The 24,510-nt window shown below is 71.4% G+C and carries 27 protein-coding genes; 4 read left to right on the plus strand and 23 right to left on the minus strand.

Going from position 1 to position 24,510, the window contains the following annotated elements; all coding sequences use genetic code 11:
* Window positions 1-109: 109 nt before the first annotated feature.
* Complete coding sequence (locus AA0Y20_RS16100) at window positions 110-1,906, plus strand: ribonucleoside triphosphate reductase (RefSeq protein ID WP_412936302.1); 1,797 nt, start codon at window positions 110-112, stop codon at window positions 1,904-1,906.
* A gap of 1 nt (window position 1,907) precedes the next feature.
* On the plus strand, window positions 1,908-2,633 hold the full coding sequence (locus AA0Y20_RS16105) for an anaerobic ribonucleoside-triphosphate reductase activating protein (RefSeq protein ID WP_412936303.1): 726 nt from the start codon (window positions 1,908-1,910) through the stop codon (window positions 2,631-2,633).
* Window positions 2,634-2,643: 10 nt separating this feature from the next.
* Here the strand turns inward: AA0Y20_RS16105 and AA0Y20_RS16110 are convergent, their stop codons facing one another.
* The 3 genes from AA0Y20_RS16110 to AA0Y20_RS16120 are packed head-to-tail and all read right to left on the minus strand — an operon-like array spanning window position 2,644 to window position 4,617.
* Entirely contained in the window at window positions 2,644-3,240 is a 597-nt protein-coding gene (locus tag AA0Y20_RS16110) for a CbiQ family ECF transporter T component (RefSeq protein WP_412936305.1), read from the minus strand.
* Window positions 3,241-3,268: 28 nt separating this feature from the next.
* Window positions 3,269-3,970 carry an energy-coupling factor ABC transporter ATP-binding protein gene (locus tag AA0Y20_RS16115; protein WP_412936307.1) on the minus strand — a complete coding sequence of 234 codons (702 nt, stop codon included), beginning with the start codon at window positions 3,968-3,970 and terminating at the stop codon, window positions 3,269-3,271.
* A gap of 11 nt (window positions 3,971-3,981) precedes the next feature.
* The gene (locus AA0Y20_RS16120; protein ID WP_412936310.1) at window positions 3,982-4,617 is read right to left on the minus strand and encodes a biotin transporter BioY; all 636 of its coding nucleotides are present in this window, start codon (window positions 4,615-4,617) and stop codon (window positions 3,982-3,984) included.
* Window positions 4,618-4,668: 51 nt separating this feature from the next.
* On the opposite strand from AA0Y20_RS16120, the gene AA0Y20_RS16125 reads away from it, so the two are divergent.
* Window positions 4,669-5,349: a TetR family transcriptional regulator gene (locus AA0Y20_RS16125; RefSeq protein WP_412936311.1), complete on the plus strand. Its 681-nt coding sequence runs from the start codon at window positions 4,669-4,671 to the stop codon at window positions 5,347-5,349.
* On the opposite strand, the gene AA0Y20_RS16130 is transcribed toward AA0Y20_RS16125, so the two are convergent.
* The 20 genes from AA0Y20_RS16130 to AA0Y20_RS16225 all read right to left on the minus strand — a co-directional run bounded on the left by AA0Y20_RS16130 (window position 5,255) and on the right by AA0Y20_RS16225 (window position 23,689).
* On the minus strand, window positions 5,255-5,737 hold the full coding sequence (locus AA0Y20_RS16130; protein ID WP_412936314.1) for a DUF2809 domain-containing protein: 483 nt from the start codon (window positions 5,735-5,737) through the stop codon (window positions 5,255-5,257). The two genes, AA0Y20_RS16125 and AA0Y20_RS16130, sit on opposite strands and share 95 nt — an antisense overlap.
* Complete coding sequence (locus AA0Y20_RS16135) at window positions 5,734-6,624, minus strand: NUDIX domain-containing protein (protein WP_412936316.1); 891 nt, start codon at window positions 6,622-6,624, stop codon at window positions 5,734-5,736. Before AA0Y20_RS16135 ends, AA0Y20_RS16130 begins: the two co-directional genes overlap by 4 nt.
* Window positions 6,625-6,788: 164 nt before the next feature.
* Window positions 6,789-8,315: a ribosome biogenesis GTPase Der gene (gene der, locus AA0Y20_RS16140; protein WP_412936318.1), complete on the minus strand. Its 1,527-nt coding sequence runs from the start codon at window positions 8,313-8,315 to the stop codon at window positions 6,789-6,791.
* A complete protein-coding gene (cmk, locus tag AA0Y20_RS16145; RefSeq protein WP_412936320.1) occupies window positions 8,315-8,995 on the minus strand; it encodes a (d)CMP kinase in 681 nt (226 codons plus the stop codon). The genes der and cmk overlap by 1 nt, the downstream gene beginning before the upstream one ends.
* The gene (locus AA0Y20_RS16150) at window positions 8,988-10,115 is read right to left on the minus strand and encodes a prephenate dehydrogenase (protein WP_412936324.1); all 1,128 of its coding nucleotides are present in this window, start codon (window positions 10,113-10,115) and stop codon (window positions 8,988-8,990) included. The genes cmk and AA0Y20_RS16150 overlap by 8 nt, the downstream gene beginning before the upstream one ends.
* Window positions 10,112-10,888 carry a pseudouridine synthase gene (locus AA0Y20_RS16155; RefSeq protein WP_412936326.1) on the minus strand — a complete coding sequence of 259 codons (777 nt, stop codon included), beginning with the start codon at window positions 10,886-10,888 and terminating at the stop codon, window positions 10,112-10,114. Before AA0Y20_RS16155 ends, AA0Y20_RS16150 begins: the two co-directional genes overlap by 4 nt.
* Window positions 10,885-11,466, minus strand: coding sequence for an SMC-Scp complex subunit ScpB (scpB, locus tag AA0Y20_RS16160; RefSeq protein ID WP_412936329.1), 582 nt, complete (start codon window positions 11,464-11,466; stop codon window positions 10,885-10,887). The genes AA0Y20_RS16155 and scpB overlap by 4 nt, the downstream gene beginning before the upstream one ends.
* On the minus strand, window positions 11,456-12,316 hold the full coding sequence (locus AA0Y20_RS16165; RefSeq protein ID WP_412936331.1) for a segregation and condensation protein A: 861 nt from the start codon (window positions 12,314-12,316) through the stop codon (window positions 11,456-11,458). The genes scpB and AA0Y20_RS16165 overlap by 11 nt, the downstream gene beginning before the upstream one ends.
* On the minus strand, window positions 12,300-13,184 hold the full coding sequence (locus AA0Y20_RS16170) for a ParA family protein (RefSeq protein ID WP_412936334.1): 885 nt from the start codon (window positions 13,182-13,184) through the stop codon (window positions 12,300-12,302). The genes AA0Y20_RS16165 and AA0Y20_RS16170 overlap by 17 nt, the downstream gene beginning before the upstream one ends.
* A 161-nt stretch (window positions 13,185-13,345) precedes the next feature.
* Window positions 13,346-13,972: a vitamin K epoxide reductase family protein gene (locus AA0Y20_RS16175; RefSeq protein WP_412936337.1), complete on the minus strand. Its 627-nt coding sequence runs from the start codon at window positions 13,970-13,972 to the stop codon at window positions 13,346-13,348.
* A 93-nt stretch (window positions 13,973-14,065) separates the two neighbouring features.
* Window positions 14,066-15,142 carry a hypothetical protein gene (locus AA0Y20_RS16180; protein WP_412936340.1) on the minus strand — a complete coding sequence of 359 codons (1,077 nt, stop codon included), beginning with the start codon at window positions 15,140-15,142 and terminating at the stop codon, window positions 14,066-14,068.
* Between the two features lie 50 nt (window positions 15,143-15,192).
* Window positions 15,193-16,116, minus strand: a complete 924-nt coding sequence (gene xerD / locus AA0Y20_RS16185; protein WP_412936342.1) for a site-specific tyrosine recombinase XerD — start codon at window positions 16,114-16,116, stop codon at window positions 15,193-15,195.
* A gap of 5 nt (window positions 16,117-16,121) precedes the next feature.
* Window positions 16,122-16,688 carry an NUDIX domain-containing protein gene (locus AA0Y20_RS16190; RefSeq protein ID WP_412936344.1) on the minus strand — a complete coding sequence of 189 codons (567 nt, stop codon included), beginning with the start codon at window positions 16,686-16,688 and terminating at the stop codon, window positions 16,122-16,124.
* Complete coding sequence (locus tag AA0Y20_RS16195; RefSeq protein ID WP_412936346.1) at window positions 16,681-18,375, minus strand: CTP synthase; 1,695 nt, start codon at window positions 18,373-18,375, stop codon at window positions 16,681-16,683. Before AA0Y20_RS16195 ends, AA0Y20_RS16190 begins: the two co-directional genes overlap by 8 nt.
* Before the next feature lie 18 nt (window positions 18,376-18,393).
* Window positions 18,394-20,085 (minus strand): DNA repair protein RecN, encoded by a 1,692-nt coding sequence (gene recN, locus AA0Y20_RS16200; protein ID WP_412936347.1) that lies wholly within the window; start codon window positions 20,083-20,085, stop codon window positions 18,394-18,396.
* Window positions 20,082-21,017 (minus strand): NAD kinase, encoded by a 936-nt coding sequence (locus AA0Y20_RS16205; protein ID WP_412936349.1) that lies wholly within the window; start codon window positions 21,015-21,017, stop codon window positions 20,082-20,084. The genes recN and AA0Y20_RS16205 overlap by 4 nt, the downstream gene beginning before the upstream one ends.
* A complete protein-coding gene (locus AA0Y20_RS16210) occupies window positions 21,014-21,820 on the minus strand; it encodes a TlyA family RNA methyltransferase (RefSeq protein ID WP_412936352.1) in 807 nt (268 codons plus the stop codon). The genes AA0Y20_RS16205 and AA0Y20_RS16210 overlap by 4 nt, the downstream gene beginning before the upstream one ends.
* Window positions 21,817-22,020 (minus strand): hypothetical protein, encoded by a 204-nt coding sequence (locus tag AA0Y20_RS16215; RefSeq protein WP_412936354.1) that lies wholly within the window; start codon window positions 22,018-22,020, stop codon window positions 21,817-21,819. The genes AA0Y20_RS16210 and AA0Y20_RS16215 overlap by 4 nt, the downstream gene beginning before the upstream one ends.
* Before the next feature lie 20 nt (window positions 22,021-22,040).
* Entirely contained in the window at window positions 22,041-23,075 is a 1,035-nt protein-coding gene (locus AA0Y20_RS16220; protein WP_412936355.1) for an HAD-IIA family hydrolase, read from the minus strand.
* A complete protein-coding gene (locus AA0Y20_RS16225; protein ID WP_412936357.1) occupies window positions 23,075-23,689 on the minus strand; it encodes a hypothetical protein in 615 nt (204 codons plus the stop codon). The genes AA0Y20_RS16220 and AA0Y20_RS16225 overlap by 1 nt, the downstream gene beginning before the upstream one ends.
* A gap of 6 nt (window positions 23,690-23,695) precedes the next feature.
* Here AA0Y20_RS16225 and AA0Y20_RS16230 point away from each other — a divergent pair, with 6 nt between their 5' ends.
* Window positions 23,696-24,415, plus strand: a complete 720-nt coding sequence (locus tag AA0Y20_RS16230) for a hypothetical protein (RefSeq protein ID WP_412936359.1) — start codon at window positions 23,696-23,698, stop codon at window positions 24,413-24,415.
* Window positions 24,416-24,510 lie beyond the last annotated feature (95 nt).

Here is a 24,510-nt window from a genome sequence, read left to right on the forward strand (position 1 = left end):
CGGGGGCGACGCGCATTTGTTCCGGCGCGCCACGCGCCTTCGACACATCATGTAGTGGCTGAATCGAGATCCCACCCCCACATCTGGGGCACCTCGTGAAGGGACTCACATGACCACGCGCTCCATCCCCGTCCAGGCGACCGTCGACGAATACCTCGAGCGACGCGACTGGCGCGTCAACGCGAACGCCAATCAGGGCTACAGCCTGGGCGGCCTCATCCTCAACGCGTCCGGCAAACTGATCGCCAACTACTGGCTCGACGAGGTCTACGCGCCCGAGGCGGGAGCGGCGCACCGCGACGGCGACATCCACATCCACGATCTCGACGTTTTCGCCGGGTACTGCGCCGGCTGGTCGCTGCGGCAGCTCCTCGAACAGGGGTTCAACGGGGTGCCGGGCGCGATCTCGTCGACCCCGCCGAAGCATTTCTCGAGCGCCCTCGGGCAGATCGTCAACTTCCTCGGAACCCTGCAGAACGAGTGGGCCGGAGCCCAGGCGTTCAGCTCGTTCGACACCTACCTGGCCCCGTTCGTGCGGCTCGACGCGCTCGACGAGCGAGCAGTGCGCCAGGGCATCCAGGAGCTCGTGTTCAACCTCAATGTGCCGTCCCGGTGGGGCACCCAGACCCCGTTCACCAACCTCACCTTCGACTGGACCTGCCCCGACGACCTCGCCGACGAGCGCCCGCTCGTGGGAGGTCGCCTCGCCGACTTCACGTACGGCGACCTCGCGCCCGAGATGGCGATGATCAATCGCGCCTTCCTGTCGGTGATGACCGAGGGCGACGCCGACGGCCGCGCGTTCACCTTCCCCATTCCGACGTACAACATCACGAAGGACTTCGACTGGGACGCGCCCGAGGTCGACGCGCTGTTCGGGATGACGGCGAAGTACGGCCTGCCCTACTTCCAGAACTTCGTGAACTCCGACCTCGACCCCGGAATGATCCGGTCGATGTGCTGCCGGCTGCAGCTCGACCTCACCGAACTGCTCAAGCGCGGCAACGGTCTGTTCGGATCGGCCGAGCAGACCGGGTCGGTCGGAGTGGTCACCGTCAACTGCGCACGGCTCGGGTTCGTCCACGCCGGCGATCGCGCGGGCCTGTACGCGCAGCTCGACCGGCTGCTCGAGATCGCTCGCGACAGCCTCGAGGCGAAACGGTCCGTCATCGGACGTCACCTCGATGCGGGCCTCTTCCCCTACAGCAGGCGCTACCTCGGGACCCTCGACAACCACTTCTCGACGATCGGCGTGAACGGGCTGAACGAGGCGGTGCGCAACTTCTTCGAAGACGCGCACGACGTCACGACCGATGAGGGGATGCGGTTCGCCGCCGACCTGCTCGATCACGTGCGCGCTCGCATGATCGAGTTCCAGGAGCAGACCGGGCATCTCTACAACCTCGAGGCGACCCCGGCCGAGTCGGCGACGTACCGCTTCGCCCGCGCCGATATCGCGCGGTTCGACGGCATCCGCCACGCCGGAACGGCGACGAACCCGTACTACACGAACTCGTCGCAGCTGCCGGTCGCGTTCACCGACGACCCGTTCCTCGCGATGGAGCTTCAGGAGGGTCTGCAGCAGAGGTACACGGGTGGCACGGTGCTGCACCTGTACATGGGCGAGGCCGCGCCGACCGCCGCGGCGTGCAAGGCCCTCGTCCGCCGATCGCTCGAACGATTCCGCATCCCGTACATCACCGTCACGCCGACATTCTCGATCTGCCCCCAGCATGGGTATCTCTCGGGCGACCACGCATCGTGCCCGCAGTGCCGTGCCGAATGCGAGGTGTGGACGCGGGTGATGGGCTACTTCCGCCCGGTCTCGTCGTTCAACATCGGCAAGCGAGGAGAGGCGGCCGAACGCGTCTCGTTCTCGTACGAACGCGCCGCGGCGGCCGTGTGACATGCCCGTCGCGCAGGGTCGCACCGCATCCGACATGCGCATCGCGGGACTCTCGCGGTTCTCGGCCGTCGACTGGCCCGGCCGCCTGGTCGCGACCGTGTTCCTGCAGGGATGCCCGTGGGACTGCGGCTACTGCCACAATCCCGATCTGATCGATCCGCGCGGGCGCGGCGGGATGCCGTGGGAGGAGGTGGTCGCGTTCCTCGGCGAGCGCCGCGGCCTGCTCGATGGCGTGGTCTTCTCGGGCGGCGAGCCGACGATGCAACGCGCCCTCGGCGACGCGATCGCGCAGACCTGTGCGCTCGGCTTCGAGGTCGGCCTGCACACGGGCGGCGCCTACCCGGTCCTGCTCGAGGGCGTGCTGCCGTCGCTGTCGTGGATCGGGCTCGATGTGAAAGCCGGGGCCGACGACTACGCCGCCGTGACGGGGCGGGGTCCGAGCGGGCGTGCCGCGTTGCGCTCGCTCGACCTCGTGATCGCCGCGCAGCGCGAGCGCGCCGCCTCGCGGCATCCGCTCGACGTCGAGGTCCGCACGACGGTGCATCCCGACCTCATCGACGACGCCCGACTCGGCGAGCTCGGCGCGCTGCTGGCCGACCGCGGCGTGCGGCGGTGGGCGATCCAGCGCTTCCGCGCGACGGGCAGCCGGTGCGGAGTGCCGGTTTCACCGCCGCTGCGCCTCGACCGCGTACCGCGCGAGCGGTTCGATCGCGTCGAGGTGCGCTGACGGGCGCGGGTCAGCGCACTCCCCGCGCGGTGAGGGCGTCGCCCAGCTCGTCGGCGTGCTTGAGGGCGAGGACGATGAACGCCAGCGCGGAGGAACGGATGCCGCCCCGCGCGCCCCGCGCCCGATGCGCGTCCCGCACCTCGCGGGCGATGCGGGCGAGCGTCGGCACGGACCCGAGCGCGACGACGAGGAGGAGGGAGATGCGCTCGGGGTCGGCGCCGATCGCCCGGGCGGGACGCAGGGCCCGCTCGAACAGGTCGAGCAGTGCGGCGACGGGGGTCGTCAGCGCCAACACGGCGGCGAGCAGGATCGCGACCAGGATGCGCACGGTCCCGACGACGGCCGGCTCGGGGCCGAGGAAGACGAGCTGACCGGCGAGCGCGATGATCGCGAGCCAGCGCAGCGTCCAGGCCTGCCTGCCGAGCTCGCGCCACCCCGTTCCCGGGACGGCGTAGCAGGCGAGGCAGACGGCGGCCGCTCCGGCAGCGGTGGTCGGCGCCGCGGGGAGCAGTGACACCGTCATCACCAGGCCGAGGATCAGCAGGGTCTTCGGCCCTACCGGCAGCCGGTGCCAGCCACGCGTCCCGGGGCGGTAGAGCGTCAGCACGTCGCCGTCTCCGCCGCGGTGGACGTCATCACCACGTTCTCGTGTACGCGTCGACGACCTCGGCCGGCTCTCCTACGTCGACGACACGTCCGCCCGAGACGTGCACGGCGATCTCGCAGCGCCGCGCGAGCTCGAGGTCGTGGGTCACGAGCAGCAGCCGGTGGCCGGCGTCGTCGAAGAGGTGCCCGGCGATACGGGCGGCGTTCCGCCCGTCGAGGAACGCGGTCGGCTCATCCGCGACGACGAGTTCGGGTTCGCGCACGAACGCCCCGCACAGCGCGAGCAGCTGCTTCTGCCCGCCCGACAGCTCGTGCGCAGGGTGGTCGCGGAGCCCGGTGAGGCCGAATCGTTCGAGCGCCCGGTCGACCCGGGCCGCACGATCGGCGCGGGAAGCACGCTCGCCGCGGAGGGAAAACGCGACGTCCTCGGCGACCGTGGGCATGACGATCTGCGCGTCGGGGTTGCTGAAGACGATCGCGACGCGGCGCCGCAGCTCCGCCGCATTCCGGACCGGATCGCAGCCGAGGACGCGGACGGTTCCCGACGTCGGTCGCACGAGCCCGCCGATGAGACGGGCGAGCGTGGACTTGCCCGAGCCGTTGTCTCCGACCACCGCGATCGTGCGGGCGTCGAGATCGAGAGTGAGCGGCTCGAGCACCTGCGCGTCGCCGAGCCGTACCGCCGCGGCCTCGAGCCGAATACCGGTTGCCGTCATGCTGCTCGCCGTCATGCTGCTTGCCGTCACGCCGACGTGTGGATCGGCGTCGGCGCATCGTCGCCGACCCGGGTGCGCGGAGCCCACGTGCGCCGGAAGGCCCGCGGGTAGCCGCGCACGAGCGCGCCGACCACGAGCGTCGCCACGACGACCTTGACGAGGTCGCCCGGGACGAAGGCGAGGTTCGCGAGCGCGGCCTGCTCGATGGGCAGTCGCAGCACGGCGCTCTGCACCGGGATGCCGAACGCGTAGATCACGAGCACGCCGCCGATCAGGAGACCGGCGGCGGTGCGCCACCAGACCGGACGCCGACCTCCGAGGTGCACGATGAGACCGACGACCACCGCACCCACGAGCCACCCGACCAGGTACCCCGCCGTCGGGCCCGCGAAGACCGCCAGTCCCCCGCGGCCGCCCGCGAGCAGCGGCAGGCCGACGGCGACGAGCGCGAGAAGAGTGCCGACGGATGCTGCGCCGACGGCGGGCCCGAGCACGGCGCCGGCCAGCATCACACCAAGAGTCTGCGCCGTGATGGGAACGCCCCCGAACAGCGTGAACGACCCGGGCAGGCCCAGCACCGCGATGAGGGCGGCGAAGACGGCGGCGCGCGCGAGGTCGGTCGCGTCGAATGCGGCACGAGATGTGCGGGGCGATCGGGTCATGATTCCTCCTGAACACCGTTCACGTGAACGGCGTTCAGGTAGAGTAGCGCCATGATCGCCGACGACTCAAACCGCGGGGGCCGAGCGCCACGACGCTCGCGGGGCGACGTGGTCGACGCCGCTCTCGACCTGCTCGACCGCGTCGGGCTGCCCGACCTGTCGATGCGGCGCCTCGCCGATCATCTCGGTGTGCAGCCGAGCGCGCTGTACTGGCACGTCGAGAACAAGCAGCAGCTGCTCGCGGCCGTGAGCGCACGCATCCTCGGTCCGGTGAGTGCCGACCACGCGGCCGGCGCGACCCTCGACGTCGCCGCGCGCGACGTCGCCGTGCGTCTGCACGACAGCCTGCTCGCCTACCGCGACGGCGCCGAGGTCGTCTCCAGCTCGCTCGCGCTCGGCCTCGTCGATCCGCCTGCGCATGCCCGACTCCGGGCCGTCGCGGCCGAGCGCGGCGACGCGCCCGCTCTCGCCGACACCATCGCCGACGCGATCACCCACTTCGTCGTCGGCTTCACCTTCCACCAGCAGCAGCGCCGCAGCGCTGACGCCTGGGGTGCTGCCGCCGGCGGCGTGGCCGCGTCGGTCGAGCGGGTCTCAGCAGGCGGCGACGACGGGTTCACCGCGGCGCTCGACCTCATCATCGCGGGCGCGACGACGACTCTTCTCCGGCGCGCGGACGCTCCGGACGCTGCGAGCGGCGCCCCCACACGACATCCAGCGCCGCGGCCGTGACGACCGACACGACGTAGACGAGCAGATCGCGCGCGTCGAAGACCGTCCCGAGCACCAGGACCGCCGGCGGGAAGACGGCGGCCGCACGCGCGGGCAGATCGCTCAGCTGCAGCAGCTCGACCGCGATGCACCAGCCCCCGGCGATCATCGCGACGACGACGGCTCGGGCGCGGGGCGCGGCGGCGACGACGAGCACGTAGATCAGCACGGCATACAGCGCGTCTCCCGCTATGTCGGTCGCGGCCGTGTCGGGCAGGATGCCGTGGACGACGAGCCCCGCCGCGACGATCGCGACCGCGGCCGCGACCGCGGACCACCGTCGCACCGCGACCGCGGACCACCGTCGCGCCGCGGACGCGGCCCACCCCCGTGCCGCGGGCCCGGTCACAGGCGTTCGCGGAGCCACGACGTCGAGACCGACCGCGCCCCGACTTCCTCGACCCGCGCGCGCAGCTCACGATCCGACGTCACGACGCTGACGCTCTCCCCGACGGCCACCGCGACCGTCGCGGCTTCGACGATCGCGTCATCACCGGCAGCCCGCGCGCGGTGGACCTCGACCCCGGTCGGCGCGGCGACATCGCGGGCCTGACCCTCGACGACGGCGACCACGCGCGGGAACCACGTGTTCTCGGGAAGTTCGAGGCCCGCGGCATCCGTCCCCCGCTCGGCCAGAGCCGCGACCTGGGCGAGCAGCCGGTCTGCGGCGCCGGCCCGATCGCGCCACCAGCCGTCGGGAACCGAGCCGACGACGTTCGCGACGTCGACGATAAGGGTCGGGCGGAGCGACAGCAGACCGCGCAGCCGCGGCCAGGACGCGCCGAACCCGGGATGCAGCGGGTAGGAATCGACGTCGTCGACGGGAACCCACGCGAGCTCGCGGCTCTCAGGATCGCTGATCACCGGGTGGAAGGGCGTCGTCACGTCGGCCACGAGCGTCCCGTACGTCCAGACGCCGACATCGAGCACCGAGAGGAATCGCGGCGCAACGGCATCCGCGGGCACGCCCGCCTCTTCGGCCGACTCGCGCAACGCCCCGTCGCGCGCCGACTCCCCCGCGTGGCGGGCACCGCCGGGAAGGCCCCAGGTGTCACCGAAGTGGCTCCACGACACGCGATGCTGCAGCAGCACGCCGCGTTCCGGGTCGATGGCCAGCAGGCCCGCGGCGCCGAAGCGCCCCCAGTACCGCTCCCCCGAGGGCGCGACGACCCACGCGTCGCCGGGATCGCGCGGGCCGTGCGGCGGGCGCGGGGCGGCAGCGGGGTCGTCGGTCATCCTCACAGCCTGACACAGCCGCGGTCCGCGGGCTGGTGATTGGCATCGTGTTACCAGCGGTGCCCGCAGCCCCTCAGCCCCGCCAAGCGCCTCCACCTGGCGGTTCGCGCCCTCAAAACTCGTGCTTAGGGGCGCGAACTGCCAGGTGGATGGCGCTCAGACGGTCAGCGCTGGCGCTTCTCGCGCACCCGCATGTTCGTCACGATCGGCGTGCCTTCGAAGCCGAAGATCTCACGCAGCCGCCGCCGGATGAAGCGACGGTACCCGGGGTCGAGGAACCCGGTCGTGAACAGCACGAATGTCGGGGGGCGCGTCGACGCCTGCGTGCCGAACAGGATGCGGGGCTGCTTTCCGCCGCGCAGCGGGTGCGGGTGCTCCGCGACGAGCTCGGCGAGGAACGCGTTGAACTTGCCCGTGGGGATGCGCTGATCCCACGACTTCAGGGCCGTCTCGAGAGCGGGCACGAGCTTGTCGAGGTGACGCCCCGTGCGTGCCGAGAGGTTGACGCGCGGCGCCCACGTGACGTGCGCGAGGTCCTGCTCGATCTCGCGCTCGAGGTAGCGGCGGCGATCGGCGTTGTCCATGTCGGCGTCGTTGAGACGATCCCACTTGTTGAACGCGAGCACGAGAGCGCGTCCCGACTCGAGCACGAGGTCGATGATGTTCAGGTCCTGCACGCTGATCGACTCGGTCACGTCGAGCACGACGACGGCGACCTCGGCCTTCTCGAGCGCGGCCGACGTGCGGAGCGACGCGTAGAAGTCGGCGCCCTGCTGCAGGTGCACACGGCGGCGGATGCCGGCGGTGTCGACGAGCCGCCAGAGCTTGCCTCCGAGCTCCACGACCTCGTCGACCGGGTCGCGCGTGGTGCCCGCGAGGTCGTTCACGACGACGCGCTCCTCGCCCGCCGCCTTGTTCAGCAGCGACGACTTGCCGACGTTCGGGCGGCCGAGGATGGCGACGCGACGCGGGCCCCCCAGCTCGTTCTTGGCGACGGCCGAGACCTCGGGGAGGACCTTCATGATCTCGTCGAGGAGATCGGCGACGCCACGGCCGTGGATGGCCGAAACGGGATGCGGCTCGCCGAGACCGAGGTTCCACAGCGCGGCCGCTTCGGGCTCCTGACGTGCGTCGTCGATCTTGTTGGCGATGAGGAAGACCGGCTTGTCGCTCTTGCGCAGCAGACGGACGACCGCCTCGTCGGTCGCGGTGGCGCCCACCATCGCGTCGACGACGAACAGCACGACGTCGGCGAGGTCGATCGCGACCTCGGCCTGTGCCGCGACGGACCGGTCGATGCCGCGGGCGTCGGGCTCCCACCCGCCGGTGTCGACGAGCGTGAAGCGCCGGTCGAGCCATTCGGCCTTGTAGCTCACCCGGTCGCGCGTGACACCCGGGGTGTCTTCGACGACGGCTTCGCGGCGCCCCAGGATGCGGTTCACGAGCGCGGACTTGCCGACGTTCGGGCGGCCCACGATCGCCACGACCGGGAGCGCCGGGAGCACCTCCACGACCTCGCCACCCGCGGTGAACCCGGCGAGCAGCTCGGTGTCGTCCTCATCGAGCTCGTAGTCGGCGAGCGAGGCGCGCAACGCCGCCGCCCGCTGGTCGGCGAGCTGTTCGTCGAGATTCGCGAGCTTCTCCTCGAGCTGGTCGGGACCGCCCTCGTACTCGTCCTCGGTGTTGGCCATCAGTTCTCTCCTGTCGCGGTGCGCACGACGTCGATGACGGCGTCCACGGTCCGATCGAAGTCCAAATCGGTCGAGTCGACCACCACCACGCCGGGCGCGGCGGTGAGGAAGTCGACGACCTGCGAATCCGACGCGTCACGGCGGTGAAGAGCCTCGGCGACGGCCGCGGCATCCTCTCCCGTGAGCTCGGCGCTGCGGCGCGCGGCGCGCACCTCGGGGCTGGCGGTCAGCAGGATGCGCACGGGCGCATCCGGGAAGACCACGGTGGTGATGTCGCGTCCCTCGACGATGACACCGGTCGAACCGGATGCCGCGACGAGCGCGCGGAACAGCACGTTCACGCGCTCGCGCACCTCGGGCACGCGGGCGACGCCGCTGACAGCCGCCGACACGCGGGGCTCGCGGATGTCGTCGGTGACGAAGACGTCGCCGACGCGGACCCAGTGGTCGTCGGGGTCGAGCGAGATCGCGTAGTCGAAGTCGTCGAGGGCGCTCACGACGGCGTCGGCGTCACCGGTGTCGCCGCCGCGGGCGAGCACGTGCCACGCGAGGGCACGATAGGCGGCGCCGGTGTCGAGGAAGCCGTAGCCGAGCACGCGGGCCGCCTGCATCGACACGCTCGACTTGCCGCTGCCGGCGGGCCCGTCGATCGCGACGGTGACGGGGAAGGACTCAGGCATGAGGAACACTCGCGATCTTCCAGCCGCGCTGCTCGAGCCCGGCGACGGCTTCGTGCACGGCACTGGGGACGACGCTGAGCTCCGCGAGCCCGAACTGCGCCCCCGGGGAGTGCTCGAGGCGGAGGTCTTCGATGTTCACGCCGAGGTCGCCGAGGTCGCCGAACAGGCGTCCCAGCTGACCGGCCGTGTCGTCGACGCGTACGACGATCTGCTCGAAGCGGCGGTTCTGGCCGTGCTTGCCGGGCAGTCGCTCGACGCCCTCGTTGCCGCGCCGGATGGTGTCGGCGAGCGCACGGCGGGCACCGGGAGCCGCCGGATCGCGCAGCGCGTCGGCCACCGCGCGCAGATCGCCCGCCAGGTCGTCGAGCACGGCCACGACGGGCGCGGCGTTGGCGCCGAGGATCTGCACCCACAGCTCGGGAGCGGATGCCGCGATGCGCGTCGTGTCGCGCACGCCCTGTCCCGTCAGCCGCAGCGACCCCTCGGGGGCCGCGACGAAGCGTCCGGCGAGCAGGCTCGCGACCAGCTGCGGAACATGCGAGGTCAACGCGACGGCTTCGTCGTGCTCCTGCGGGGTCATCTCGAGCGGCATGGCGCCGAGGTCGAGCGCGAGTCCTTCGACGACCGCGAGGTCGGAGGCGCGCGTCTCGTCGTCGCGACACACGACCCAGGGTCGGCCCACGAAGATGTCGGCACGAGCCGAGATCGCGCCGCCCCGTTCGCGCCCGGCCAGCGGATGCGAGCCGATGTAATGCGTGAGGTCGACGCCGCGCGCACGCAGCTCGAGGTAGGGCTCGAGCTTGACGCTCGCGACATCCGTCACGACGACACCGGGGTGCGCACGCAGCTCGCGCTCGACGACATCGGCGGTCACATCCGGCGGCACGGCGACCACGACGAGCACGGGGCGATCGTCGTCCGCGGCGAGGCGCCCCGCGCCGTAGTCGACCGCGAGACGCAGCTGAGCCGGAGAGGCGTCGTCGAGGACGACGTCGACGCCGAGCAGACGCAGCGCATGACCGATGCTCGACCCGAGCAGGCCCGCGCCGACGATGCGCACGGTACCGGCCGTGCGTGCAGCACGGCCGGGGCGCACGGGATCGAGCGAGGAATCGGTCACGGGTTCTCCGGAGAAGTCGGGTGCTCGGGGGCACCGTCGGCGCTGCGCGAGAGCGTCAGCAGCGCACCGCGTTCCACTGTAGTCAACTCCCGGGCGCGTCCCGCCGGGAGGGTTCCCAGGTGAAGGGGACCGAACTGGCGGCGCACGAGCTCGAGGACCGGATGCCCGACCTCGGCGAGCATGCGCCGGACGATGCGATTGCGACCCGAGTGCAGCGTGAGCTCGACGAGACTCGTCTCACCCGAGGTGTCGAGCAGCCGCGCCTTGTCGGCGGCGATCGGCCCATCGTCGAGCTCGACGCCCTTCGTCAGACGCGCGATCGTCTGGGGCGTGACGCGCCCGCGCACCTTCGCGATGTAGACCTTCGTCACCCCGAAGGACGGGTGGGCGAGGACGTGGGCGAGCTCGCCGTCGTTGGTGAGCACGAGCAGACCGCTCGTCTCGGCATCCAGGCGCCCCACGTTGTACAGGCGCTCGTCCCAGTCCTTCGTGAACCGGCGCAGGTCGGCGCGGCCCTTCTCGTCCTTCATCGAGCTGACGACGCCCGTCGGCTTGTTGAGCATGACGTAGCGCTTCGTCGTGTCGAGCTGCACGGCCGTGCCGTCGACGTCGACGATGTCGACCTCCGGGTCGATCCGGCTGCCGAGCTCGGTCACGGTCGTGCCGTTGACACGCACGCGTCCCTCGACGATCAGCTGTTCGCACACGCGGCGCGACGCCACCCCCGCGTTGGCGAGGACCTTCTGCAGGCGTACCCCTTCGGCATCCGTCATCGCGTCGCCTCTCCTTCGAAACCGTCGGTGCCGTCGTCGAGCAACGGCGAGATGGGCGGCAGCTCGTCGAGCGAGTTGATGCCGAGGTTGATCAGCAGCGCGTCGGTCGTGCCGTAGAGGATCGCGCCGGTCTCGGGATCGTGGCCGACCTCCGTCACCAGGCCGCGCGAGAGCAGCGTGCGCACGACCGAATCGACGTTCACGGCGCGGATCGACGCGACCTGGCTGCGCGACACCGGCTGCTTGTACGCGATGACCGCGAGGGTCTCGAGCGCTGCCTGCGACAGGCGTGAGGGCGCCTGCGTGTTGACGAACTCGCTCACGAGAGCGTCGTGCTCGGCACGCACGTACATGCGCCAGCCGCCGCCCACCTCACGCAGCTCGAAGCCGCGACGCGGGCCGTCCGCCTCGCCGTCGTAGTCGGCGACCAGGCCGGCGACCGCCTGGCGCACGGCGGCGACGGGCGCGCCGACAGCGGCGGCGAGCGCGACGAGGCTCTGCGGCTCGTCGACGATCAACAGGATCGCCTCGAGCCGCCGCGCCACGTCGGTCACGGTCGGGATGTGGTCATCGGTCATAGTCGGCTCCCAGGGTGGCGAGGTTCTCCTCGGACCAGCGCTCGGCGGTCCATCGCAGCGTCAGCTCGCCGAGCGGCTCGAGCTGCTCGAAAGAGAGCGCCGCGTGGCGATAGAGCTCGAGCACGGCGATGAAGCGGGCCACGACGATGCCGGGCTGCGTGACGCCCGCGACGAGCTCGCGGAAGTTCAGGGTACCCGCGCCTCGCAGCAGCGTCACGACGACCGCCGCCTGCTCCCGGATCGACACGAGCGGGGCGTGCAGGTGGTCGAGCCCGACCACAGGGATCTCCTTCGGCGCGAACGCGAGCACGGCGAGCGCGGCGAAGTCGTCGGCGGTCAGCGTCCAGACGAGTTCCGGCGCCGCCGCGCGGTACTTCTCGTCGAGACGGACCGAGCGGGTGTGGCGGCGGTCCTCGGCGACGACGCGCTCGGCGAACCATCCGGCGACCTGCTTGAACGCCCGGTACTGCAGCAGCCGGGCGAACAGCAGGTCGCGAGCTTCGAGCAGCGCCACCGACTCGGCGTCGATGAGCTCGCCCTGGGGCAGCAGCCCGGCGACCTTCATGTCGAGCAGCGTCGCTGCGACGACCAGGAACTCCGACGCGGCGTCGAGCTCTTCGGGCTCCAGGCCGCGCAGGTAGCCGATGAACTCGTCGGTGACCTTGCTCAGCGACACCTCGGTGATGTCGAGCTCGTGCTTGCCGATGAGGTTCAGCAACAGGTCGAACGGACCGTCGAAGTTGGTCAGCGAGACCCGGAAGCCCGGCTCTGCGGCATCCCCGGTCACCGCCGTCGGATCAGGCTCGGCCGGCCCGGCCGCATCGACGATCCCGTCAGGCGACGGCGCCACGGGCGACGAGCTCCCGCGCGAGGCGCAGATAGGCCTGCGCGGCCTGATGCTCCGGCGCGAAGGTGATGATCGGGACGCCCGCGACCGACGCGTCGGGGAACTTCACGGTGCGCCCGATGACCGTCTCGAGAACGTCGTCGCCGAAGGCCTCCACGACGCGTTCGAGCACCTCTCGGGAGTGCAGCGTGCGCGGGTCGTACATCGTGGCGAGCACGCCGTCGAGCTCGATCGAGGGATTGAGGCGGTCGCGCACCTTGTCGATCGTCTCGATGAGCAGCGCCACTCCGCGCAGCGCGAAGAATTCGCACTCGAGCGGGATGAGCACGCCGTGGCTCGCGGTCAGCGCGTTGACCGTGAGCAGTCCGAGCGAGGGCTGGCAGTCGATGAGGATGACGTCGTACTCGGACGAGACGCCGCGCAGCACGCGCGCCAGGATCGTCTCGCGGGCGACCTCGTTGACGAGGTGCACCTCGGCGGCCGAGAGGTCGATGTTGGCGGGGATGACGTCGAGCCCGGGCACCGACGTCTCGACGATGACCTCGTGGGGATCGCGCTTCGTGTCGAGCAGCAGGTCGTAGATCGTCGGGACGTCGTGAGTCGCGATGCCGAGGCCTGCCGACAGCGCCCCCTGCGGGTCGAAGTCGACCGCGAGCACTCTGCGTCCGTACTCGGCGAGCGAAGCGGCCAGATTGATCGTCGTCGTGGTCTTGCCGACGCCGCCCTTCTGGTTGCACAGGGCGATGATGCGGGCCGGGCCGTGACCGTCGAGCTTCGGCGGGGTCGGGAAACCTCGGTATGGCCGACCGGTGGGTCCGATCGGGGTGTCCTCCGTGGGGGCCTTCCCGGCCTTCCGCGACTTGTCCGTCACCGAGACTCCTGCTTTCCGTAGCGTGCGATCGATTCTCGCACAGGCACCCGGCGTGAGCCGATACGTTCGTCGGACGCGCGGGGCGGAAGCGGCCTCGCCCGGCGCCGGAGGCGACACCGGCACCGCCGATCCGACGAATGTATCGCCTCAGCTCTCCCGGGTCACAGGCTGCCGAGGACATCGAGCCGCACCTGCGCCGCCACGGCGATGAGCAGGTAGTCGACCACGACGATGAGCGGCGTCCACGACAGGACCAGGGCTCCGAACCGCTGCGGCGCACGGCCCCAGACGCCCTCGCGCAGCGTCCACCCGAGGGTCGACCAGAACAGCGGGATCGTCACGAGCCACACGACCATGCACCAGGGGCAGAGCGAGCCGTACTCGAACACGCTGCGGTAGGCGAAGACGTGGACGAGCACGAACGCCGCCGCGACGAACGCGCCGTACACCCGCCAGTACCAGGGCCGGAGCCCCGCAGGAGCGGCGAGGGCCGAGACGCCCGCGAACACGGCTCCCGGAAACAGCACGATCCCGATGATGGAGTTGCTGAAGCCGAGGAGGTTCCCGCCCGGGCTCAGCAGGTTGGGCCCGCACGTGACGATCGGGCTGATGTCGCACGAGATGAGGGCCTCGCCGCCCGTCAGCTGCCCGATGTACTCGTGGTACAGCAGGAACGACACGATCCACCCCGCCATCCCGGCCACGATCCAGACGACGGCGAGCGCCGGGCCGGGGCGGATTCCCCGCTCGCTCTTCGGAGCGGCGTCAGCGGATGCGGCGGTGGGCATGATGTCATCCTGCGACGCCTGCTCCGCGCCCGCGCCTGCACCGTGCCGGGAAAAACCGGGTCCGACCGGATGCCGCGAGCGCCGCCCCCGGGTTCAGCGCCAGGTGGCCGTGACCAGACCGGCGACGACCCCGAAGACGAGGGGCAGCAGACAGCCGATGGCGGCGGGGCGACCGACCCTGGGCCTGGTGAACAGGTGCGCTCGCGTCTCGGCCCGTTCCGCGTCGGTGCTGCGCAACGCCCCGCTCGCCGACGGCTCCGGGCGGGCGGCCGCGGCATCCTCGATACGCGCCGCGACCGCGAGCAGGTCCTCGGTCCAGCGCCAGAACGGGGCGGTCCACCGCGCCAGCGCGCCACGCGAGACGAAGTAGACGTGTCGGCCGACCGTCTCGACGTCGACGTCGGGCGCGACCGCCGCCAAACCGGAGCGCACGGACGGCGTGAGCATCCGGCGGACACGGTCGCCGTCGGCGGGCGCGCACCAGACCCCGAAGTGCTCGTCGAACCCGCCACCGACCTCGATCCGCTCCTGCCCGAGGGGCGGACGCCAGGAGGGCGCACCTGGCGCGTACGCCGCGACCATGCTCGCCTGCGGCAGCTCGACGGCGAGGTCGACGCGAAGATACGTCAGCGAGCGCGGCATCCGATAGCGGCCGATCCAGGTGTCGAATGCGTAGTCCGCCGAGCGGAACGGGCGCGACTCGCTCCCCGTCACGACGGCGGTCGCCATCCGGCGCTTGCCGAGGCCGAAGACGGTCGCGCTCTCCCGCGGGTCGTCCTCGCGGTGGCGCAGACCGAGCCGGTTCGCGGCCGCGAACCCTTCCAGACGGAACAACGCGGCGTCGGCCTGCTGCCGGGCGCGGCGCATCCCCCCGAAGCGACTCACCGCGAGTGGCAGCACCATCACCGCCGCGATCACGATGTTCGACCACGACAGGCCCGAGCCGCCCGCCATCGATTGGACGAAGAGGACGAAGAGCAACGCGAGCACGCCCACCCCGAGCACAAGCACCGCCGAGACGAACATCGCCCGCACGGCGACCATCCGTGAGGCCCGCCGGCCCGCTTCGCCACCGAGCCCCTCTTCCCCGGGCTCGGGGAGCGGCGCTGTGAGCGCCGCGGTGCTGAACGGGGTGCCACCGGCGTCGTCCCGGGGTGCGCCGCTGCTCATGCCCCTATCCTGCCGTGCCGGGGCTGCGACGCCGTCCGACCGCGCCCGTCTCAGCGGGCGCGAGGATGCGAGGTCGCGTAGATCTCTCGCAGCGCGTCGACGGTGACATGCGTGTAGATCTGGGTCGTCGCGACCGAGGCGTGGCCGAGCAGCTCCTGCACGACGCGGACGTCGGCGCCGCCCTGCAGCAGATGCGTGGCGAACGAGTGCCGGAGCGTGTGGGGCGACACGTGCGCCGTGAGCTCCGCGCGCTCGGCGGCCTGCTGGATGATCAGCCACGCGCTCTGCCGCGACAGCGGAGCACCCCGCACCCCGAGGAACAGCCGGGGCGTCGCGCGTCCGCGCCGGGAGAGTTCCGGCCGGACGCGGGCCAGATACGCTTCGACGGCCGCCCGCGCGTACGAGCCGACGGGGACGATCCGCTCCTTCGCACCCTTGCCTCGCACGCGGAGCACGTCGCCGAGGGCGAGGTCGTCGACATCCAGCTGAACGATCTCGGACACCCGCGCACCCGTCGCGTACAGCAGTTCGAGCAGCGCGCGATCCCGCACGGACGCCAGATCGGTCGCGGCGAGGTCGCCCGGAGCGGGTCCCGCGGCGTCGAGGAGGCTTTCCACCTGGTCGATCGTCAGAGCCTTCGGCAGACGCCGCGGCGTCTTGGGCGGACGCAGCCGCTGCGTCGGGTCGGCATCGACGATCCCCTCACGTGCGAGGAAGCGGTGCCAGCCGCGCAGCGACGACTGCAACCGCGCCAGCGACGTCGCGGCCGGTGCCGGATCGGCGGATGCCGCGTCCTCGGCGAACCGGGTCACGACCTCCGCGGTGATCTCGGACACCTCGTCGATCCCCTGATCGCCGAGCCATGCGATGTACGCGTCGAGGTCGCGGCGGTAGGCCGCGACGGTGTGCGCCGACAGTCCGCGTTCGACCGAGATGTGCCGCAGGTACGCCGCGACGGCGCGGTCGAGCCGCACGTCCGTCAGCCCCGGCGCAGCCGTTCGGCTGCCGCGAGCACGCCCGTCGCGAGGATGCCGTTGCGGAACCGTCCGGCGAGCACGCCGTCGACGACCTCCGTCAGCGGCACGCGCTCGACGCGCATGTCCGCCTCTTCGTCCTCGCGCTCGTACGCGCTCGGGGCCGGAGTGAGACCGCGGGCGAGGAACACGTGGATGATCTCGTCGTTGCCTCCCGGCGTCGTGAAGATGCTCACGAGCGGTTCGAGCGACTCGGCGACGAGATCGACCTCCTCGGCGAGCTCGCGCCGTGCCGTCTCGATCGGCGGCTCCCCCGCGACGTCGAGAAGTCCGGCGGGGATCTCCCAGTCGCGGTGACGGATCGGATGCCGGTACTGCTGGATCAGCACGACGCGTTCCTCGTCGTCGATCGCGACCACGGCGGCGGCCCCGGGGTGATCGACGAACTGACGGGTGATCTCGCCGTCGCCGAAGCGCACGGTCTCGCTCCGCACGTCCCAGACATGCCCCGAGTACACCAGCTCGCTCGAGACGACGTCGGGCTCGACGGGCTCGTCGCGCAGCTCAGGCATCCTCGACCTCGAACAGCTCGCTCGCGCGGTGCCGGTCGAGGGCGGCGGCGACCAGCCCACGGAACAGCGGGTTCGCCTCGGTCGGGCGCGACCGCAGCTCGGGGTGGGCCTGCGTCGCGATGTAGTACGGGTGCACGTCGCGCGGCAGCTCGACGTACTCGACGAGGTTGCGGTCGGGCGACAGCCCCGAGAAGACCAGGCCGGCGTCGGCGATCTGGTCGCGGTACCGGTTGTTCACCTCGTAGCGGTGGCGGTGGCGCTCGGATGCCTTCGGCGCCCCGTACACCTCGGCCGCGAGCGAGCCCTCGGCGAGGTCCGCTTCGTACAGACCCAGGCGCATCGTGCCGCCGAGATCGCCGCCGGCGATGATGTCGACCTGCTCGGCCATCGTCGCGATGACGGGGAACTCGGTGTCGGGGTCGAACTCGCTCGACGACGCGCCGGCGAGGCCCGCCATGTTGCGCGCGTACTCGATCACCATGCACTGCAGGCCCAGGCAGATGCCCAGCGTGGGGATGCCCTGCTCGCGCGCGAACTTCAGCGCGCCGAGCTTGCCCTCGATACCGCGGATGCCGAAGCCGCCGGGCACGACGATGCCGTCGACACTCGCGAGCGCCTTCTCGGCTCCCTCGGGCGTCTCGCACAGGTCGGAGGGGATCCAGGTGACGTTGACCTTCGTCTCCTGCGCGAAGCCACCGGCCTTGAGGGCCTCGGTGACCGACAGGTAGGCGTCGGGAAGGTCGATGTACTTGCCGACGAGACCGATCGTGACCTCGTGCTTGGGGTTGTGGACGGCATCGAGAACCTTGCTCCACCGCGTCCAGTCCACGTCGTCCGCCTTCTCGGCCAGCCCGAGGCGGCGCGTGATGTAGGCGTCGAGGCCCTGGTCGTTGAGGGTCGACGGGATGTCGTAGATGCTCGGCAGATCGACGGTGTTCACGACGCCTTCGACGTCGACGTCGCACATCAGGGCGATCTTGTTGCGGTTGCTCTCGCTGACGGGACGGTCGCTGCGCAGCACGAGGGCGTCGGGCTGGATGCCGACCTGACGGAGCGCTGCCACCGAGTGCTGCGTCGGCTTCGTCTTCTGCTCACCCGAGGCGCCCATGAACGGCACGAGCGAGACGTGCACGAAGAACACGTTGTCGCGGCCGAGCTCGTGACGCAGCTGGCGGGCCGCCTCGAGGAACGGCTGCGACTCGATGTCGCCGACGGTGCCGCCGACCTCGGTGATGATGACGTCGGGACGGGGCTCCTCGGTCGCCTGCAGCCGCATCCGGCGCTTGATCTCGTCGGTGATGTGCGGGATGACCTGCACCGTGTCGCCGAGGTACTCGCCGCGGCGTTCCTTGGCGATGACCTGCGAGTAGATCTGGCCGGTCGTGACGTTCGCCGCCTGGGTGAGCTCGATGTCGAGGAAGCGCTCGTAGTGTCCGATGTCGAGATCGGTCTCGGCGCCGTCGTCCGTCACGAAGACCTCACCGTGCTGGAACGGGTTCATCGTGCCGGGGTCGACGTTCAGATACGGGTCGAGCTTCTGCATCACGACGCGAAGACCGCGTGCGGTGAGGAGGTTGCCGAGACTCGCGGCGGTCAGGCCCTTGCCGAGAGAAGAGACCACACCACCGGTCACGAAGATCTGCTTGGTGGTGTTCTGGGAAGAGGCCGCGCGATGAGTGTCCGTCACGGGCTTCTATTCTATCAGTCAGGAACGCGACAGGTTCAGCAGTTCTCGGGCGTGCTCGATCGCGGCCCCCGAATCCGGCAGACCCGACAGCAGACGTGCCATCTCGGCTTCGCGGTCGCCGCCCTCGAGACGCCGGACGCTCGACGCCGTCACCGAGCCGTCGTTCGACTTCACGACGGTCAGATGGTTCGTGGCGAAGGCGGCGACCTGCGCGAGGTGCGTCACGACGATCACCTGGCTCGTCTCGGCGAGCCGGGCGAGCCGGCGCCCCACCTCGATCGCGGCGGCACCGCCGATGCCGGCATCCACCTCGTCGAACACGAAGGTCGGCACGGGGTCGGTTCCCGCGATGACGACCTCGATCGCGAGCATGACGCGGCTCAGCTCACCGCCCGATGCGCCCTTGGCGACCGGACGGGGATCGGCGCCGGGGTGCGGCGCCAGCAGGATCGTCACATCGTCGCGCCCGGAGACCGAGGGGGTGCCGGGCTCAACGGTGACGATCAGCCGCGCGTCGGGCAGGGCGAGCTCTCGAAGCTCAGCCGACACGGCCGTGCCGAGCCGCTCCGCGGCGGCGGTGCGGGCTGTCGTCAGGTCGGCGGCCGCGGCGTCCAGCGCCTCGACCAGCTCGTCGCGCTGAGCGCGCAGGCGCTCGATCCGGTCGCCGTCGTCGTCGAGCTCCATGAGCCGCGCGGAGCCGCTCTCGAGCAGCGCGAGCGCCGCATCGAGGGTGCCGTGCACACGCAGGAGGCCGCTCAGCGCCGCCCGCCGCTCCTCGACGGCGGCGAGCTCCTGCGGCCCGCTCTCGTCGAGATCGGCGAGGTATGCGCTCAGACCGGTGACGAGATCGGCGGCACGGTAGCCGAGGTCGGCCAGCGGTTCCACGAACGCGGCGAGCGCCGCATCGCTCATCGCGGAGCGCTCGATGGCGCGTCGCGCCTCGGCGAGCAGCGACACCGCGTCCGGAAGCTCGTCGTCGTTCGAGAGCGCATCGTGCGCCGTGGCAGCGGCGGCGCGCAGCTCTTCGACGTTCGCCAGCCTCTCGGCACGTTCGGCGAGGGACGTGTCCTCCCCCGGCTGCGGCGCGACAGCCTCGATGTCGGCGATGCGTGCCCGCAGATCGTCTGCCTCGCGGCTGCGCGCATCGCGATCGGCGTCGAGCTGGATCAGTTCCGCGTCGACGGCGCGCCAGGCGTCGAACGCGGCGCGGTAGCGTTCGCGCGCCGCGGTGATCTCGGGCCCGCCGAAGCGGTCGAGCGCGTCGCGTTGGGCGGCCGCCGACTTGAGGCGCAGCTGGTCGGACTGCCCGTGCACCACGATGAGCTGCTCCGCGAGCTCGGCCAGCACCGCAGCGGGCGCCGGACGACCGCCGACGCTCGCACGGCTGCGCCCCTCGCTCGACAGCACCCGCCCGAGGTACAGCTCGGAGCGGCCTCCGCCGATCGGCTCGACGTCTCCGCCGGCCTCGCGCACCCGCTCTGCGACAGGGCCGCCCTCATCGACGATCCAGACCCCGTCGACGGATGCCTGCGCGGCACCCGCGCGCACGGCGCCGGAATCGGCGCGTTGCCCGAGCAGCAGCCCGAGCCCGGTGACGACCATGGTCTTGCCCGCGCCGGTCTCTCCCGTGATCGCGGTGAACCCGGGGCCCATCGGCAGCGTCGCCTCGGCGATCACGCCCAGACCGCGAAGACGCATCTCCTCGATCACGCCGTGCCCTCCCGCTGCTCGACGCTCGGGCCGCGCCAACCCACCACGGGCAGCCGGAACTTCCGCACGAGCCGGTCGGTGAAGGCGGCGGGATGCAGGCGAGCCAGGCGCACCGGGGTCTGGGAGCGACGTACGACGACGCGGGCTCCGGGGGGCAGTTCGTGCGACCGACGCCCGTCGGCCCACAGGATGCCGGTGCCGTTCGTGCCCGCGCCGACCTCGATCGCCACGGATGCCTCGGGGCTGACGACCAGCGGCCGGGCGAACAGCGCGTGCGCCGAGAGCGGCACGACGGCGACCGCTTCGACGTCGGGCCAGATCACGGGCCCGCCGGCGGAGAAGTTGTACGCCGTCGATCCCGTCGGCGTCGCGATGACGACACCGTCGCATCCGAAGGCCGAGAGCGGGCGCCGGTCGACCTCGAGGACGACTTCGAGCATCCGTTCACGGCTGGCCTTCTCGACCGTCGCCTCGTTCAGCGCCCAGGTGTCGTAGACGACGGCGCCGGACCCGTCCTTCACGCGGACCGAGAGCGCCATGCGCTCCTCGACGTCGTAGTCGCGGTCGATGACCCGGCGGACGGCGTCGTCCATGTCGTCGGCCTCGATCTCGGCGAGGAAGCCGACGTGACCCATGTTGATGCCGAGGACGGGCGCGGTGCCACCCCGGACGAGGTCGACCGCGCGCAGGATCGTGCCGTCGCCGCCCAGGACGATCGCGAGCTCGAGATCGGCGACGCCGACTTCGTGATCGAGGGTGACGACGCCCGGCAGCTCGCCGAGCGCCTCGACGAGCTCGGCGCGGTCGTCGGCCGCGAGGACGGGCCGCGCCCCGGCGTCGGACAGCGCGTCGAGGACGCGTTGGGCCGCGGCGACGGTGTCGGGACGGCGCGCATGAGCGACGACGAGGATGTTGCGCATCGCGTCGGTCATCGGGCTCCCGCCAGTTCGTCCACCGTGTGTATCCATTGTGTCGGATTGCCCGCGTCACCAGCGCGGACGCACAGGTGGACGACGTACTCCTGGTTGCCGTGCGTTCCCACCAGGGGCGACGCGATGACACCGTGCGTAGCGAGCCCGGCGTCCCACGCCGACCACAGCACGCCCATCACGGCATCCGCCCGGAGCGCCGGATCGGTCACCAGCCCGCCCTTGACGGCGGTCCGGCCGACCTCGAACTGCGGCTTCACGAGCAGCACGACATCGGTCGCCGGGGTGCACACCGAGGCGACCGCGGGGAGGACGTGCTCGAGGGAGATGAACGAGAGGTCGCCGGTGATGACGTCCGCCTGGAACGGCGCGCCCACGAGACCGGTCAGCGCCTCGGGCGACAGGTCGCGGACGTTGAAGCCCTCGACCACGATCACGTCCTCGTCGGCGGCGATGCTCGGAGCGAGCTGACCGTGTCCGACGTCGACGGCGACCACCGGGCGGGCGGCGCGCTCCCGCAGCACCTGGGTGAACCCGCCGGTCGACGCCCCCATGTCGAGGGCGGCGCGTCCGGCCACCGCGACATCGAATGCGTCGAGCCCGGCGATCAGCTTGTGGGCCGCGCGGCTCACGTAGTGGTCGGCCCCGGCGACGACGAGATCGGCGGCGTCGGCCACGGGGTGCGATGCCTTCACGACGGTGCGCCCGTCGACCGACACCAGCCCCTCGGCGATCAGTGTCGCGGCGTGGCTGCGCGAGCGCGCGAGTCCGCGTGCCGCCAGCGCCGAATCGAGACGGGTGCTCACGCGGCGCCGGTGGGACCGGAGTCGAGTCGACGCGCGAGCTCGTCGTGCAGCGCCGCGTACGATGCCGCGCGCTCGCTCAACGGCTGGTCCTCGATGACGTCGAGCGACGACAACAGGTCGTCGCGCCATTGCTCGGCGATGCTCTGCGTCGCGCTGTCCGCGGCGTCACGCTCGCCCGGGTCGGCACCATCCATCGACATGGTTCCCACGATACGCGGGGTCAGGGACGGTGGAAGGGATCCGCGTAGAGACGCTCCGGCACACGGAACCCGTAGATCGCTCGGCCGGTCGCCCAGATCGCGGCGGCACCCGCCCGGACGAGGTCGATCGGCCGATCACCCTCGGAGACGATGACGATGTCCGCCCCGTCGATGCGCACGGACGCGCTGCCGACGGTCGTCACGTCACCCTTGGTCCTGACCTCGGGGTACGGCTCGTGGAGCTCGCGCAGGTCGCCGACGATGTAGGTCGGCCGAGAGCTGGCGGGCGCGGCGAGCACGTGCTTGGGCCGGTCGATACCGGTGAGCACGAGCACCGAGCGGATGCCGGCTGCCTGCGCTCCGGCGATATCGGTGTCGAGGCGGTCACCGATGAACAGCGGCTGCGTAGCGCCGAAACGCGCGACGGCCTCGTCGAAGATGGGGCGCTCGGGCTTGCCGGCGACGGTCGCGAGGCGACCGACGGCGGTGTGCACGGCCGACACGAGGGTGCCGTTGCCCGGTGCGATGCCCCGCGCCTGCGGAATGGTCCAGTCCGTGTTGGTCGCGATCCAGGGAATGCCGCCCTCATCCTCGGGCGCGGCCAGCGCGTAGGCGGCCTCGGCGAGCTGCGCCCACCCGACCTCGGGGGCGAAGCCCTGGACGACGGCGGCGGGACGGTCGTCAGCCGAACGCGTGGGTACGTACCCGGCCTTCTCGAGTTCGTGGACCAGCCCGTCCCCACCGACGACGAGGATCGTCGCCCCGGCGGGCACGCGTTCGCGCAGAAGTCGCATCGCGGCTTGCGGGCTCGTGATGACGTCTTCGGGGCGAGTCGCCGTCAGGCCGAGCTCCCGCAGATGCTCGGCGACGACCGAGTCCCGTCGAGAGGCGTTGTTGGTGATGTAGCCGAGCCGGCGCGATTCGCCCGCGCGGTTCAGGCTCTCGACGGCATGCGGCAGCGCACCCGGTCCGGCGTACACGACACCGTCGAGGTCGGCCAGGACGGCGTCGACACCGTCGAGCGGGGTCGGCGACGAACGCGAGAAGAGAGCCATCAGTCGCGCTCCTCCTTCTTGCCCTCGGCCGGCTCCTCGCTCTCGAGCGCAGCGGACTCGTCGATGTCGTCGACCTCGATCAGTTCACGGTCGGCGTCGGTCGCGCCGAGAGCCTCTTCAGCGATGAGGGCCCGGCGCTGCCAGAGCGCTGCCTCGTCCGAGCGCCCGAGGTCCTCGAGCACAGCTGCCCGCGCCGCGAACAGCGCAGGGCTCCAGGAGAACGCGCGATCGGGGTCGAGCTCGGGAATGTCGAGCTCCTGCAGCGCGCGCTCCGTCTCGCCGAGGTCGAGGCGGGCTCCCGACATCGCGATCGCCAGCTCGACGCGGACCTCGACCGGCAGCGTCGATCTGTCGACGGCACGACCGACTTCGAGCGCCCGGTCGGGGCGTCCGACGCCGCGCTCGCTGTCGACCATCATCGCGATCTGATCGTCGCTTCCCGAGATTCGCCGGTACGTGCGCAGTTCACGCAGCGCCAGGGCGTAATCGCCCGTCGCGTAGGCGGTGATCGCCACCGTCTCGCGCACGACACCGACGCGGCCGGCACGGCGGGATGCCGCGAGAGCGTGCTCGTGTGCGAGTTCCGGGTCGTCGTCGATCAGCTGGGCGACCATTGCGAGGTGCCGCGCGACCTGCTCCGCGTTCTCCTTGCTCAGCGTCTTCAGCTCGTTGCGCGCAGCACCCGGCAGGTCGCGCGCGGTGACGCTCTCGGGGATCTCGGGACCGCGGGGGATGTCGCGACGCTCGGAGCCCTGCGGCGGACGCGACGAACGGGCGCCGTCGCGGTCGTCGCGACGCGGGCGCGCGTCGCCATCACGGCGCGGGTACGACGGACGATCGCCATCCCGACGCGGGTACGACGGACGGTCACCGTCACGACGCGGGTACGACGGGCGGTCACCGTCACGACGCGGGTACGACGGACGACCGCCATCCCGACGCGGGTAAGACGGACGGTCACCGTCACGACGCGGACGCGAGTCACCATCACGCTGCGGACGGCCATCGCCATCCCGACGCGGGTAAGACGGACGGTCACCGTCACGACGCGGACGCGAGTCACCATCACGCTGCGGACGGCCATCGCCATCCCGACGCGGGTAAGACGGGCGGTCGCCGTCACGACGCGGACGCGAATCGCCATCGCGGCGCGGGCGAGAGTCGCCGGCACCATCGCGACGCTGATACGACGGGCGATCGCCGTCACGACGAGGACGCGACTCGCCGTCACGCTGGGGTCGCGCACCGCCGTCGCGCTGCGGGCGGTCGCCGTCCCGACGCGGGCGGTCGTCGTTGGAGCGCGGCTTACGCGCATCCGCGTCACGCGGTGGACGCCGTGAACCGGAATCCGCAGCAGAGTAACGGGGCTTGCGCTCCGATCGCGGGCGGTCTTCTTCAGTCACGACGTTCCTTTCGTCCCGGAAACGAGAAAAGG

The sequence above is a fragment of the Microbacterium pratiae genome (genome assembly GCF_047302165.1).
Taxonomy (GTDB): domain Bacteria; phylum Actinomycetota; class Actinomycetes; order Actinomycetales; family Microbacteriaceae; genus Microbacterium.